This is a genomic window from Paraburkholderia sediminicola (assembly GCF_046026675.1).
Classification (GTDB): domain Bacteria; phylum Pseudomonadota; class Gammaproteobacteria; order Burkholderiales; family Burkholderiaceae; genus Paraburkholderia; species Paraburkholderia sediminicola_F.
The window spans coordinates 3228558-3242571 of record NZ_JAQQEY010000002.1 but is presented as its reverse complement, the minus strand read 5'-3'; the positions used below and the strand labels follow the sequence as shown (position 1 = coordinate 3242571).

The 14014-nt window shown below is 61.1% G+C and carries 14 protein-coding genes; 6 read left to right on the top strand and 8 right to left on the bottom strand.

Annotation, left to right across the window (positions count from 1 at the left end):
- Positions 1-17 precede the first annotated feature (17 nt).
- Positions 18-836: an alpha/beta fold hydrolase gene (locus PQQ86_RS34220; protein ID WP_408277378.1), complete on the top strand. Its 819-nt coding sequence runs from the start codon at positions 18-20 to the stop codon at positions 834-836.
- Positions 837-848: 12 nt separating this feature from the next.
- Here PQQ86_RS34220 and PQQ86_RS34215 read toward each other — a convergent pair whose 3' ends face one another.
- Positions 849-1502 carry a GntR family transcriptional regulator gene (locus PQQ86_RS34215; protein WP_408277375.1) on the bottom strand — a complete coding sequence of 218 codons (654 nt, stop codon included), beginning with the start codon at positions 1500-1502 and terminating at the stop codon, positions 849-851.
- 32 nt (positions 1503-1534) lie between these two features.
- Here PQQ86_RS34215 and PQQ86_RS34210 point away from each other — a divergent pair, with 32 nt between their 5' ends.
- Complete coding sequence (locus PQQ86_RS34210) at positions 1535-2692, top strand: pyridoxal phosphate-dependent aminotransferase (protein WP_408277372.1); 1158 nt, start codon at positions 1535-1537, stop codon at positions 2690-2692.
- A gap of 58 nt (positions 2693-2750) precedes the next feature.
- On the opposite strand, the gene PQQ86_RS34205 is transcribed toward PQQ86_RS34210, so the two are convergent.
- The 3 genes from PQQ86_RS34205 to PQQ86_RS34195 all read right to left on the bottom strand — a co-directional run bounded on the left by PQQ86_RS34205 (position 2751) and on the right by PQQ86_RS34195 (position 4659).
- The gene (locus PQQ86_RS34205; protein ID WP_408277369.1) at positions 2751-2942 is read right to left on the bottom strand and encodes a hypothetical protein; all 192 of its coding nucleotides are present in this window, start codon (positions 2940-2942) and stop codon (positions 2751-2753) included.
- Positions 2943-3103: 161 nt separating this feature from the next.
- A complete protein-coding gene (locus tag PQQ86_RS34200) occupies positions 3104-4009 on the bottom strand; it encodes an NmrA/HSCARG family protein (RefSeq protein ID WP_408277366.1) in 906 nt (301 codons plus the stop codon).
- 71 nt (positions 4010-4080) lie between these two features.
- Positions 4081-4659 carry a YceI family protein gene (locus PQQ86_RS34195; RefSeq protein ID WP_408277363.1) on the bottom strand — a complete coding sequence of 193 codons (579 nt, stop codon included), beginning with the start codon at positions 4657-4659 and terminating at the stop codon, positions 4081-4083.
- 192 nt (positions 4660-4851) lie between these two features.
- Here PQQ86_RS34195 and PQQ86_RS34190 point away from each other — a divergent pair, with 192 nt between their 5' ends.
- From PQQ86_RS34190 to PQQ86_RS34180, 3 genes are all read left to right on the top strand, one after another.
- Positions 4852-5775 (top strand): LysR family transcriptional regulator, encoded by a 924-nt coding sequence (locus tag PQQ86_RS34190; protein ID WP_408277360.1) that lies wholly within the window; start codon positions 4852-4854, stop codon positions 5773-5775.
- Positions 5776-6288: 513 nt separating this feature from the next.
- A complete protein-coding gene (locus PQQ86_RS34185) occupies positions 6289-6468 on the top strand; it encodes a hypothetical protein (RefSeq protein ID WP_408277357.1) in 180 nt (59 codons plus the stop codon).
- Between the two features lie 119 nt (positions 6469-6587).
- Positions 6588-8627 (top strand): arabinofuranosidase catalytic domain-containing protein, encoded by a 2040-nt coding sequence (locus PQQ86_RS34180; RefSeq protein WP_408277355.1) that lies wholly within the window; start codon positions 6588-6590, stop codon positions 8625-8627.
- A 125-nt stretch (positions 8628-8752) separates the two neighbouring features.
- Here PQQ86_RS34180 and ppnP read toward each other — a convergent pair whose 3' ends face one another.
- From ppnP to PQQ86_RS34160, 4 genes are all read right to left on the bottom strand, one after another.
- A complete protein-coding gene (gene ppnP / locus PQQ86_RS34175) occupies positions 8753-9073 on the bottom strand; it encodes a pyrimidine/purine nucleoside phosphorylase (RefSeq protein WP_408277352.1) in 321 nt (106 codons plus the stop codon).
- Positions 9074-9264: 191 nt separating this feature from the next.
- Positions 9265-9969, bottom strand: coding sequence for a hypothetical protein (locus PQQ86_RS34170; RefSeq protein ID WP_408277349.1), 705 nt, complete (start codon positions 9967-9969; stop codon positions 9265-9267).
- 180 nt (positions 9970-10149) lie between these two features.
- Positions 10150-11619: a hypothetical protein gene (locus PQQ86_RS34165; protein WP_408277345.1), complete on the bottom strand. Its 1470-nt coding sequence runs from the start codon at positions 11617-11619 to the stop codon at positions 10150-10152.
- A gap of 547 nt (positions 11620-12166) precedes the next feature.
- Positions 12167-13012, bottom strand: coding sequence for a helix-turn-helix transcriptional regulator (locus PQQ86_RS34160; RefSeq protein ID WP_408277342.1), 846 nt, complete (start codon positions 13010-13012; stop codon positions 12167-12169).
- A gap of 200 nt (positions 13013-13212) precedes the next feature.
- Here PQQ86_RS34160 and PQQ86_RS34155 point away from each other — a divergent pair, with 200 nt between their 5' ends.
- Positions 13213-14001: an SDR family NAD(P)-dependent oxidoreductase gene (locus tag PQQ86_RS34155; RefSeq protein ID WP_408277339.1), complete on the top strand. Its 789-nt coding sequence runs from the start codon at positions 13213-13215 to the stop codon at positions 13999-14001.
- Positions 14002-14014: the final 13 nt, after the last annotated feature.

The following is a 14014-nucleotide window of genomic DNA, read 5'->3' as shown; positions in this document are numbered from 1 at the left end:
CTTAGTCAGGAAAAACCATGCCGTCGCCGGGTGAGCTTGCAAGAGAAACGCTGACGCTGAGCGTACAAGGTGTTGACCTCCAGATCGCCACAATGCGCAGAGCGGGCGAACTGGCGCCAATCTTGTACCTGCACGGCTTCGGTTCGACCAAAGAGGATTTCGCCGATATCGTTCGCCCTCCGGCGTTCGCTGGACGTGCGGTCGTGGCATACGATGCACCCGGCTGCGGCGCAACGGACTGCGGCGATCTTTCGAAGATTTCGATCCCGTTCCTGGTCGCGACTGCGAAGGCCGTGCTTGAGTACTTCGGCATCGACAGGTTCCATCTCGTCGGCCACTCAATGGGAGGCCTTACCGCGCTCATGCTGGCTCATGAAGAACCTCAGCGCGTGCTGAGCTTCACCAATATCGAGGGTAACGTGGCGCCCGAAGACTGTTTCCTGAGCCGGCAGGTTATCGATTATCCGGCGGAGAGTGCTGAAGCGTTCTTCGACGACTTTATTGAACGGACCTGGCGTTCGCCGTTTTACTCGTGCCCGCTCTATGCAGCGAGCTTGCGTCACAAGGTGCGCGCCGAGGCGGTGCGCGGCATCTTCAGATCCATGGTCGACTTGTCCGATCATGGTGACCTGATGACGAAATTCGTTTCACTACCGTTCCCGCGAATGTTCATGTATGGCGAGCAGAATGGTTCTCTGTCGTATCTGCCCTATCTGCGGGCTCACGGAATAGAGTTGGCGGAAATATCCCACAGCGGGCACTTCCCGATGTACTCGAATCCCGTCGAAATGTGGGAGCGCCTGGGGCAGTTCCTGGCGACAGCTTCGGTCGGTTGACTACCGGCTTCGTCATTGCCGCGCTTCGCGCAGCGCATCCTGCATCACGACGCCCGCCGCCTCGATATGCGCTTTCGTCAGGCGCTTGGCGGCGCGCCGGTCTCGGGCAAGCACTGCATCGAGGATCGCATGATGCTCTGCGAGCGAGATGCCCTGGTAGCGCTCTAGCTGCCAGACGAGCCGCAGGTAGCGGTCAGTCTTGCGCCAGATTGCTTCCAGCGTCTCCAGCAGATGCCGCTTGTCGCCTGGTCGATAGATCGCCCGATGAAATGCCCAGTTGTCGATCGACCAGTTCTCGACCTCGTGCGCGTTCTCGTCGTGCTTGAGGATTGCGCGGACCGCGGTCTCGTCGTCCGCGCCGAAGGCGTCGATAGCGGAGTCGAGCGCCAGCAGTTCGAGCGCGATCCGCATCTCCGTCAATTCGGCCGCTTCGAGTCGCGTCATCGCGGAGACGAATGCGCCCCGGTTCGGCACGATCGTGACGAACCCGCTCGCTTGCAGCTGCACGAACGCTTCCCGCACCGGGATGTGACTGGTGCCGAATTCCTTCGCAATCAGATCCTGCCGCAACTGCGTCCCCGGCACCAAGGTACCGTTCGCAATGCGCTCGCGCAGGAGATCGGCGAGCGAAGTCGAAGAGGGCTTGCTATCTGAGGATTTTTTCACTTTAATATATTAAAACGATAACGGAGGCCCGTGTGACAGTATCTCGATTAAGAAATATTCCTGGCATTGGAGTCGACCGCATCGGCGATGCCGCGGATTCTCTGCATGACGCGGACATTCTAAGGCTTGAGAATCTCGATACCGACCTGCGGCCACCGGCGCAGGCGCTGGCTCACACGCACGCGGCGATCGACGACGACGCGGCAAACAGCTACCTGCCCTTTACCGGCCAGCGTGCGCTGCGCGAGGCGGCCGCCGAGCGGGTCGGCCGCGCCGCAGGCGTCACATACGACGCCGCGAGCGAATGCATCGTGTCGGCCGGTGGTCTTGCGGGAATTTTTAACGTGCTGCTGTCGATTCTTGAGCCGGGCGACGAGGTCGTGCTGACGGATCCGACCTACGCTGGGCTGATCAACCGGGTGCATCTGGCCGCAGGCGTGCCGAGGTTCGCGCGGCTGCAACCGGGTGCCGACGGCTGGCGGCTCGATCTCGACAGTCTTGCCGCGGCGATCGGACCGCGAACGAAAGCGCTGCTGATCATGTCGCCTTCGATGCCGAGCGGCTACGTCGCATCGCGGGACGAATGGCTTGCGATTGCGGAACATTGCACGCGCCATGGCATCTGGCTGGTTTATGACGCGGCGATGGAGCGCATCCTGTTCGACGGGCGCGACGTCATTCATCCCGCCAGCTTGCCGGGCATGCGCGAACGCACCATCACCATCGGCGCGGTGTCGAAGGAGTATCGGATGATCGGATGGCGCGTCGGCTGGATCATTGGGCCCGCATCGATCATGAACGACGTACGTCTCGTGAGTTTGTCGAACGTGGTGTGTCAGGTTGGAATCGCGATGCCCGGCGCGACTGCCGCGCTCACTGCGACCGACGACGGCGTGGTTGCTGCAGTCGCGGAATGGGAACGCCGTCGCGACTTCCTGATGAGCGCGCTTGCTGACCTGCCGGTGATCCGTCCGCACGGCGGCTGGTCGACGCTCATCGATACCCGTGAGCTGGGTCTGGAGCCACCCGAGGCGTCGAAGCTGCTGCTCGAACACGGCAAGATCGCGGCCACGCCGATGACGAATTGGGGACCCGGCGCGGACCGCTATCTGCGTTTCGTTTTTTCCAACGAATCCGTTTCGCGCCTGCATGACATTCGCGAGCGCATACGCCGGTCCTGGCAGATATGACGCGACGAAAAATTCGAAACCGGCCGGCCGTTCCGATCGCAGCGCTCGCGTTTTGGTGTCATGCAGCGGGTACGGCCGTTCCCACCTGCTGGTACACCGCCATCTCGAACCCAATGAGTGTCTCGATGACAGGTATGTCGAAGAAGGGCAGCACTTGCGTCATCAGCGCCGCGCCGATGCCCTTGGAGCGATCGATCCAGTAGTAGGAATTGAAGATGCCGCACCAGTCACCCGTACCGCTGCTGCGCATGCCCGGCACGTCGGCGAGCGTGAGGTGGAAGCCCAGGCCCCAGCTCCTCGATCAGTGCTGCGGGGCTGGTGCGCACCGAGATCGGGCGCGCTCTCGACTGTGTGGGTAGGAATTCGGCTCATGGGTATTAGCTCGTTCGTGGTTTGATCAGTGCACTTCGTTCAGGTGGCTGCCGGGATCGCGAAGTTCGCCTTGGCCCATGCGGCAAACTTCGTCGGCTGCTGCCCGGCGACTTTGTTAGCGAGCGCGATCGCGTCGCGCGAATCCGAGCCAAGATAGGTGTGCGCTTCGAAGTAGGCGAGCATCGCTGCGATACCGTCGGCGTGCGGAAACCAGCCGGCAAAAACATCGCGCGGGACCTGCTTGAACGAGAGCGAGCTTCCTTGTTGATTCAGGGTGGCGATGATCTCGTTGAAGCTCAGGAAGTCACCGACCAACGCCAAATGTTCGCCGGCCCCCACGAGTTCCGGCTGGGCGAACGCGCCGGCCACGAGACGACCGAGTTCAGTGATGTCGCCCATATGGATGACGCGCCGCTCCGGATCAAGCGGCAGCGCCCAACCCACGGCGCCATCCGCCTGTTTCTGCGGAGCCATCAGGCCGATCAGGTTCTGATAATAGAACGGCGCGATCACGAACGTGTGGTACGGAAATCCGGCTTCACTCACGATGGGTTCGACCTTCGCCTTGGCCGTGAAATGCGGGACATTGATCGTGCCGCCGCTGATCGTTTCCACATTGGGAAGCGTCGACCAGATGAAGTGCTGTACGCCGGCGTCTTTCGCCGCGTTGACAGCCGCGAGCGCCTGCTCGGGCTCGTCTGCTTGTGCTTCCCAGGAATTGGTCACCAGGAAAACGCCGTGTGCTCCGGCAAATGCGGCTTTAAGCGTTTCCGGGCGATTGAAATCCGCCAGAACGACTTCGCCGCCCAGCTCCGGATGCTTGCCCGGATTGCGCGTCAACGCGCGCACTTTGAATTGACCGCTCGCCTGCAACGCGCGCACAACGGCGCCACCTTGCTGGCCGGTTGCGCCCACGACGGCGATGAGTTTCTGGGTGTTCGACATGGTTGTTCTCCATGGGGGTATTTTGCCAGGACTGTGCTACCTCACGCAGAGCGCGCGGTGGTCCGACGGGATTACTGCTTCAGTGCTTCGGCTGAGATGAGCAGCCTGGTCTTCATACTGAAGCCGTACGTCTTGCCAAAGTCGACGCCGAAGTCGCTTCGATCGAATTCGCCCACCGCGTCGACGCCGCACACTTCGCGCTTGAGCATCGGATGCGGCATGCACTTGAACGAGTCGATTTTCAGCGTCAGCGGCCTGGTCACGCCATGCATTGTCAGATTGCCGACGACAGAGGCCGGCTTGTCGCCCTTGAACTTGATCGTGCCCTTGTAGGTCGCTTCCGGGAACTTCGACGCGTCGAAGAACTGATCCGACTGCAGGTTCTGGTCGAGCTTCGTGCTACCCGTGTGGATCGACGCAATGCCGGTCGTCACCTCAACCGTGCCGGTCTCTGCTGCGCGATCGAGCGTCACCGTGCCCTGCGACTTGTCGAACTTGCCACGCCAGACCGACAGGCCGCCGATATGGTCGGCCTCGAAACTCGGGTACGTATGGTCCGGATCGAGCCGGTATGTCGACACGTCCGCGAAGGCCGAAAACGACAGTGAGGCGGCGAGTGCACCAGCCGCAATCATCAGATGCTTCTTCAAATCAATTTCCTTGAATCATTAAGTTGCCGCGCCCGTGCGCGGTATCGGGGATATGCAATGCCACCGTAGAGTGGAGCGGGAGAATGGCTTTTTATGGCCGCCTCCTGTGTGACACCCCAAGTATGGGGATTAAAGGTGCTTCACACTAGATGGTAAAATCGGATTTGATTAATCCATTTATGGAGAGATGAAATGCTTGATCTGAATGATCTGGCGATGTTCGTCCAGGTCGTCCGCGCCGGCAGCTTCTCCGAGGCGGCGCGGCGTCTGCAGATGCCGGCAAATACGCTGAGCCGACGCATCGATCAACTCGAGGGGCAACTCGGCACACGTCTGCTGCATCGCTCGACTCGCAAACTCGCGCCGAGCACGCAAGGTCAGGCGCTGTTCGAGCGGTATGCGCCGGCGCTTGATCAGATTCTCGAGATCGGCCGGCTCCATGCAGATGAGCAGACACCGTCCGGCTCGGTTCGCGTCACCGCGATGGCCGGCCTGTTCGAATTCTTCCGTATGGAATGGTTGGTCGAGTTCTACGCACGCTATCCACACATCAGCGTCGACTTCCTGCTCGACGATACGCCTGCCGATCTGATCGCCGATCGCATCGATCTGGCCTTGCGCATGGGCATCGAGAGCCGTAGCGGCCTTAAGGTACGTCGGTTGGCGCCGAGTGCAATGATCCTCGCGGCGAGTCCGGGCTATCTGGAACGGCGCGCTGCACCACGCACGCTGCGTGAACTGGCCGAACACGACTGCCTGACGATTTCCAATCGCCAGGGGCGCAACACGTGGCGTCTGCAGGGTCCACGCGGTAGTCAGGAAGTGTCGATCAACAGCCGGTTCGCCGTCAACGACATGCGAGTGCTGGCGCAGGCTTGTATAGCTGGACTGGGCATCGCGTTGCTGCCGCAATTGATAGTTGAGCCAATCATTGCGCAGGGGAAACTGGTACGTGTGCTGCCGACCTATCGGCGCGCCGGCACCGGCCTCGGCCTGCAACTCGTCTACACGAGCCGTCCACCGGTGCCGCCCGCAGTAGCGGTCTTCGCCGAATTTCTTTTGGAGAAACTGGACAAAGCGATGACAAACCCCGCACAGAACGCCGCCAGCCGATAAGTTCGTCACCATTCTTCGTTGCGCAGCGCTCTCCCGAGAAGTGGCCACATAAACGGCGCTGACCGCAAAGAACGAGCGCTTTCAGTGAGTCGCACGACTAGCCCAGCCCCCACATATTCGTGAGACATGCTTCAGTTGCCACGCGTGCTCAATCGTCTTGAGGAACGACCGCTCAACTAGCGGATTGCCGATTTATTACAAATTGTATTAGCGATAATATTGGCGAAATTCAGGCAGGCATACACTGTTTACCCCACTATATGGACGTTACTGTTCGATCCCTTAATCTGCGCATACGGGATTGTACTGAGGCGATAATTTGATATTGTTGACTAATATTATTACCTAGCGCGGCGACCCTACCGTCTCGCGTCATCAGATGCTGTCCCGCTGGGCAGCCGATCGATACAACGATAGTGGAGACGAGCATGGTGAGCCGCTGTGTACCGCAATGGATGGTGGCGATGCTGGTCGCCGACCTCGTGTACTAGCCACCGGCGCTCACGAAACGCGATGAGTACCATGCCGCCGCCAGTCGCCGGCGAGATACTGCATGACGGCCAGTCGACGGATTTCGACTGCCTGGTCGCCGCGCATGCCGGCATCTTCGCGGTCTACCAGACAATCAACCTCATTCCCGCGCACCGTATGGTTGGTGCGGCGCGTTGCATCGCTCGGCAGCACATTTTCTGACCCGCTGGGAGTGAGTGGCAGTTCTGAACCCATCTGGCCAGTGATGATTCTGGATGAATCATTTTGCATAACTAAGTTGAATGAGTCTAATCGGAAGCGTGGTTTCATAGGAGGAGGTCATGATGTCCAGAGGAACCGGATTAATTGCTGTGATGTTGGCGATGACCGTCGGGCTTGCCGCGTGTAACGGGGATAGTAGCGGCACGTCCGCATCTCAAGCGACAGGGGTGTCGAACGCAAGTACGTCGCCGACGAATGACGCAGCCCAGTCAAATGACAGTACGCCAACGGAACAGGCGACCGCGAGCTCGCTACCTTGCGACGCTGCAGCAACTGCCAACACGCCATGTTCCGCGGCTCATAGCGTGACACGCTTGCTGACAAAGAATTACAGGGGCCCGTTATTCCAGGTTCAACGTGCGTCCGATAGTGCAACGCAGGACATCTACCCCTATACGTCGGGTAGCTTGCCGAACGGCGCCGATCGCACGCTGATCGGATCGGCCAACGTCAAGAGCGCGAACGCGTTCTGCAAGAATACAAGTTGTTCCGTCACCTACATTTACGATCAGATCGACCTGGTTGCGCCTCTCAAGGGAGGAGCATTTGGCAACGTGGCGGCCACCCTCACACTCAACGCGGACGGAACAGAGTCACTGACCCTGCCGAATAGCGGCTCAGGGAAGCAAAAGGCAACGACTGTTCCGGTCCTCAACGGCTTTGCGACAATCACGCTTCCAGGTACCAGTGGAGCACTGACCGTTCAACTGCTCCAGCCCCCCACCGCGCTGACCACCCAATCACCGACCCTCCAATTGTCGATCGGAAACGATTTGCCGGCGCTCCCCGGTACGCCGGCCAAGTTAGGCTTCGTGCCGTTGCAAGGCGTCCAGATTCCAGCTCTCGGTACTTTGGCGGGACAAGCGTATCGCAACAGGTTCGGCACGGTGAACCAGTCGATTGGTGATAGCGATATCGCCGAATATATGGTGGCGGGAGCGCACTATAGCCAGTCCTCCACGTGCTGCGGAACCTATGGAAATATGGAAAGCAGTGCTAACCCGGGCACCTATGCGCATGGAGAAGTAGAAGGCGAAATGTTCGCGCTGGCATTCTCAAACGGCAACGCAGCTGTTTTTGGCTATTGTGACGGCGACTCGAACCAGGCACCCAACGTAAAAGACCCTGTATGCAATGCACTCGATATTAACTGGCCGGGCGTCGACGCGGAGGCAGGCGTTTATCTCTACGGCCCGCAGCAGCCTCCAAAAGAAAAGTTCGTCACGGTACTCTCCAAATACTCACCAGTGACGGCGTCAAATATCTTCGTGGTCAAAGGCGGCTCTGCTTCGCAGAGTGTACTCACAGCACTCTATGACCAGGCGCCCCCAGAAGCCTTGAACTTTGGCAACGACGCGGGTCATGCATTTAATGGGCAATGGCAGGGTGGTCTTTCGCTTGGCGAAGGCGGCGACGGTAGCGGTGCTCCCATTCAGTTTTTTGAAGGGGCGGTGATTACCAAGGCGACATCCGACACGACCGATAATGCCATCCAGGCGAGCATCGCAAAGTTTTACGGACCGCCTGCTGACAAGGCCGTGGCTGCCTGCTACGCAAACAATCTGATCAATTCGCCGTTGAGTCTCGCCACACCGGATGCATGGTCGCAACAAAATGGAGGTACCGCTGTGCCTGCGACCGATGTCTCCGGAGTGAACAAGGGGGCAGCAATGGTTACCAGCACGAATGGCTCGTCGGTCTCGAATGTCCGCGAAATCATCAGGGTTCAGGGTGGCCAATCGTATAGTTTCACTGACTATGTTCTCGCCACCACCAACGCGACGGTTTTCCCAGGTGGATCAATCCAGACCGATGACCCGAGCGGCACCGAATTCGGCTGGGTCCTCAATACGAATACGGGCGCTGTAGTGCGTGGGACATGGGGCGCCGGACAGGCAACTTCGCTGAGCGCAGTGAAATCGGGTAACTGGTGGGAGGTGACGATGACCCTCACCGCTCCCGCGGGATCGAAGAATGCATCAGTTTTTATCGATCCGCCTACGTCTAACGCTGCTGGAGTTCGTGCACAGCAAGCGCCGTACTTGAGCGCAACGCACTATTGCCCAAGCCTTGCAATCTTGACTAACGCGGGAACCTAGGCGTGAACCGTGTGGTGGTTTTCGCAGACAGCCGCTCTTAAGGGAAGGGTGTCATCGAAAACACAAAGGAAAAGTCAGCAAGGTGGGTGAGGGTGCCGGGGGAATGACCCGGCACTCTTCCGTCTTTACAGATAGCTGCAGATGTAATCGAGCGTTTCGATCACATCGATATCGAAGCGACTCTTGCCGGGCACCGGGAACGACTCGCCCGCGCCATAAGTCTTCCACTCGTCGCTGCCGTCGAGGCGGATGCGGCATTGGCCGGCCTGCACTTCCATGAGTTCCGGCGCGTCGGTGCCGAAGTTGAGCGTGCCGGGCAGGATCACGCCGAGCGTCTTGCGCGTGCCGTCGGCGAAAAGAACGGTGTGCGAGACACACTTGCCGTCGAAGTAGACGTTGGCGCGTTTAATAACGGAAACCTGATCGAATTGCGTTGTGGCCGTCATGGCGGTCTTCCTTTGGGTCATCGTGAATGGATGCATTCGCGCCGCGTAGCGGCAGCGGGCGGTGCGCGATCTGCGCGGACCGCCGGCGCGGGCTTTCGTCGGACGCAAGCCCGCCATCATACAGGCGGCCGGCGGTGCAGGACGGTAACCCTCGCGCCTGTCAGGGCAACGTCGCGGTGTGATTCTGACGACTAGTCAGCCCGATGCCAGCGACCCGAGTCTGGGCACACAATGACCTGTTCGCCGTTTAGCTGGACTTGCTCGGTATCCAGTTGTGACGAGGTCGAAGGGGCAACGTCGAAGGCCACCTTCAGTGCGTGTCCCACATGGGCATTTTCGATGGGAAGCTCCCAGGTCAGGAATATCTGGATCCAATCCTGGTCCGGCGTGAAGTCGGCTGCATTAAAACCACTGCCGCCGCGCTGAATGACGCCATGAGGCTGGCCAGTATCGAATATCACAACCGTTCCCCGGGTCAGCGGAATATGCCGGCCCAAAGCGGGGAAATGCAAGTCCAGACCGCGGTCCTCGCTCATGAAGAGATTGCAGAAGGCCGCATCGCCATATTGCGCGCCGTCATGGTGGTACCTTGCGCCGCGGCAGGCCATGAGGGCGACGTCACTGGCGGCAAGCACCTCGGGCAGTCCGAGTGCGTGCGTCCAATCGGACACGGCCTGCACGCAGCGCGTGTAGTCCGGCCAGCGCGCTCGTGCTCGCGGCAAAGGCATTGGCTCGACGTCCCCGGGTTCCAGGACCAGATGCGACGATATCTCTCGTTCCCAATCCGCAAGCAGACGTGCAGGGGGCATAGGAACGTCGACTGTGCCTGACAGCACGATGTCGCTCACGCTTCGGCTGCGGATGGCGTCGTCACTCCAGTAATAGGAGGTCAGCATGTCGCGCATTCGATTCAGTTGAGGGGGGATTCATGCGGGCATTGTAACGATTCCGCGGGGCCGCTTCGGTGCGTGTCTGTTACGTGCTGTGATGTTCGCAAAGGTGTGTGGGGTTGTGACCGGGCCCGACTTCGTGGCGGTCGCGCTGGAGGTGCCCCCCGGGGCACCTCGCATTGCGGATTAATGCTTGGGTGTGGACGGCGTGCTGCTGCCGCCTAGTCCACCTGTGAGGCCGCCGAGCAGGTTCGTCAACGGGGCGAGCGGAGACGAGCCGCCGCTTGCGCCGCCGAGTAAGCCGGTCAGTGTGCCGACCAGGTTGGTCAGTGGTGCAACCGGATTGGACGCGGTGTTCGTCGACGATCCGTGCGAGGTGCCGCCGCCCAGGCCTCCGGTTAGTCCGCCGAGCAAGCTGGTAACCGGTGCGAGAGGGCTGCTGCCTTGCGAGGTGCCGCCTCCCAATGCGCCGCCTCCCAATGCGCCGGTCAGTCCGCCGAGCAGGGTAGTAACCGGTGCGAGGGGGCTGCTGCTGCCTTGCGAGGTGCCATTCACCGAGGCTACCGAAAGGCCGCCGAGCAACGCGGTCACAGGTGCCAGCAGGCCACCGGTGCTATGTCCGCTCGATCCGCCTGTGACGCCATGCGAACCACCGGTTGTGCCGTTGGCGACGCCGTTGCCATTGCCGCTACCGCTGTTGTTGCCGACGGTGATCGGCACGATAGGCACGCTAATCGCGCCGACGCTGACGACCAGGTTCACGATCGGATCAAGCAGGCCGCCGGTGGTCTGGCTGCCGCTGCTGGAGCCAACGCCGGTGTTGGAGCCGCCGGAGCCGCTGGAGCCGCCGTGACCACCGTTTCCGGAGCCGCCGCCGTATCCGCCACCCGAGCCGCCGCCGTTGCCACCGCCCGAGCCGCCGGAACCGCCTGAGCCACCGGAGCCACCGGAGCCACCGGAGCCACCGGAGCCACCGGAGCCACCGGAGCCACCCGAACCTCCAGAGCCGCCGCCGTAACCGCCACCCGAACCACCATGGCCGCCGTCTCCGGAACCGCCTCCGTACCCACCACCTGAGCCGCCGTTCCCACCACCCGAACCGCCGGACCCGCCCGAGCCACCGGAACCGCCCGAACCACCGGAGCCTCCAGAACCGCCGCCGTACCCGCCACCTGAGCCACCGTGGCCGCCGTCTCCAGAGCCGCCGCCGTTCCCACCACCCGAACCGCCCGATCCACCAGAGCCACCCGATCCACCAGAGCCACCAGAGCCACCAGAGCCACCAGAGCCACCAGAGCCGCCGGAACCACCCGATCCACCTCCGTATCCACCACCCGAACCGCCCGAACCAGTGGAGCCACCCGAGCCGCCGCCATACCCACCTCCCGAGCCGGAAACCGAACCGCCGCCCCAGGCCGAGCCGCCGGCCCAAACCGAGCCGCTACCCGCACCGCTGCCGGCCTGTGCACCGGATGTGGTACTGCCTCCTGCCCACGCGAACCCCGATCCTGGTTGCCCGGCTGTCGTCCATCCGCTGCCTTGCGTAAACGTGGGAGGCGGTGTGGTCGTGACGTCTCCGGCCTGACAAGAAGTGGCTAGCGACCACCATAGGAGTGCGCTCGCCGATGCAACAAGAGTGTGTTTGAAGGGAGCCATGATTAGTCCTTTCGCGATGAAATCGCGTCCTGATTGGAAGGTGTAATCAGTGCCCCCGGAAAACCGCTGATCGGTCTTGCAGAAACGTTTGCTTTTCTAGCCCGAGACCGCGTTTGTGCGCGTCGCCTTAGTTTAATTTTGGAGCTGGCGCGGTAGCGCCATGCTCGTATGTGGCTTGCTCGGGCAATTGGTCGCTGCAAGTTCCGAGCCAATGCGCCGGTTACGGAGCGCGGCACGTTCCGCGCACGGGCAGTGCTGAACTTGAGTTGGGTGCGGCGATGAGGGTCTTGCTGGAAGGGGTAGATCGGGTGAGATGGAGAACGCAGTGACGACATCGCGTGGCGCGTGTTACGTCCCAGGTGTTACGTGTTCCCGTCACGTCGAACGTAACCTGCCGTTACACGTCGTGGTGCACAAATAGTTCAGACAAAAGGCGGTGTTGTCATTATATGGAGTGCGATCTATTGAGGCGCGTGTTGGAAACGCGCGTTTGGATCCGTGCCGTCTCAACGACTTCCGATCCTCGCACTTCGAGGGTGCCTCGGGCTCACTTCGCTGCGATTACCTGCGTGCCTTCGATCAGGGATCTGATTCGTTCCTGATCGACCGGAGTCGCCGGGTTGTAGACGATCATCTGAAGATCCGGCCGCCCGTCGACTGCGAAGGACGAATATTCCAGTGAGATCGGCCCGAGCACGGGGTGACGCAAGCGCTTGACCCCTTCACCGTAGGTCAGTACTTCATTATCCCGCCACATGGCGGCGAACTCGGGACTTGAGCGGCACAGTTCGTCGACGAGCGGCGCCACCTCGGCGTCGGCGCCTGCGCGCGCAGCATCGATCCGGAAGGCGCCCACCACGAAGCGGGCCACGCTTGTCCAATCGAACTGCGCGGCACGGACGCGGGGATCGCAGAAGATCATGCGCAGGACGTTGCGCTGTTCGGGTGGCAGGGAGCCGTAGTCGGTGAGCACGGTCGCGGCGGCGCGGTTCCAGGCGACCACATCCCACGTCGCAGTCCTGACGATTGCCGGGCTGTAGGGCAGCGCATCGAGCAGGCGCTGCAGTCGCGGTGTGATCGCGTCACCGCCGCGATAACGGACTTCGGGCGGATGGCCGAGGCCGAGCAGGAACACGTGTTCGCGCTCGACTTCGGTCAGCATCAGTGCCTTCGCGATGCGGTCCAGCACGTCCGCTGACGGATTGCCGCCGCGCCCCTGCTCCAGCCACGTGTACCAGGCCGCGCTGATATTGGCGCGCTGCGCCACCTCTTCGCGGCGTAGTCCGGCCGTGCGCCGCCGGCCGCCGCAAATACCGAAGGAAGCGGGATCGAGCTTGGTCCGCCGGTTCTTCAGATAGTTGCCGAGCCGGTTGCTGTTTTCGTCGTCGTTCACTTGGGCCATGCTTAACCTGTTAAGACGTATACCCGGATAGTGTCATCAATTTAACAGGATGATTTTGCCTCGTACGTTGCTCGCAATCAATCGGATTCTGGAAAGTTTCACATCGGCATTGCGCGCGAGAAGGGCGCGTCTGCGTACGTGGGCGACGGCCCCAACTGCCTCAGGGAATCAGGATGACCTCGGCTGATACCATGAAGCTCACCCTGTTTACGCGAGAGAACGACATGAGACTGAAAGACCGCGTTGCCCTGATTACGGGTGCGCAGCGAGGCATCGGATACGCGATAGCGGAAAGGTTCGTGGCCGAAGGAGCGAAGGTAGCGCTTGCCGACGTAACGGACGCGACCGCCGAGGCAGACGCGCTCTGCGCCTCGGGCGGCGAAGCCTGCTACGTTCGTGCGGATGTGTCGCTGGATTCCGACGTGAGTGAAATGGTTCGTCTCGCTGAAGCACGATTCGGGAACGTGGACATTCTGGTCAACAACGCTGGCATCGAATTCGCGAAAACCGTTCTCGACACGACCGTTGCGGAATGGGACCGGCTGATGGCCGTGAACCTGAAAGGCGTTTTCCTGTGTTCGAAAGCCATCATCCCGGCGATGCAAAGGCGCGGTCGCGGCGTCATCATTAACATTGCATCCGAACTGGGACTCGTGGGTGAAGCCAATGTGGCCGCCTACTGTGCCTCGAAGGGCGGGGTGGTGATGTTGACAAAGGCAATGGCGATCGACCACGGTCGTCAAGGTATTCGGGTGAACTGCCTTTGTCCCGGACCCGTCACGACGCAATTGCTGGAGGACGTGTTCTCCAGCAGCCCCGATCCGGCCGGTCTGCGGCGCTCTTTCGAAGCCGCGACGGTGCTCGGGCGAATTGGCTCTCCTGACGAAGTGGCCGGCGCCGCAGTCTTTCTGGCGAGCGACGACTCGGCCTACATGTCAGGCGCAAATCTGGTCATCGACGGGGGATGGACCGCGCGGTAAATCCGGATGCCGC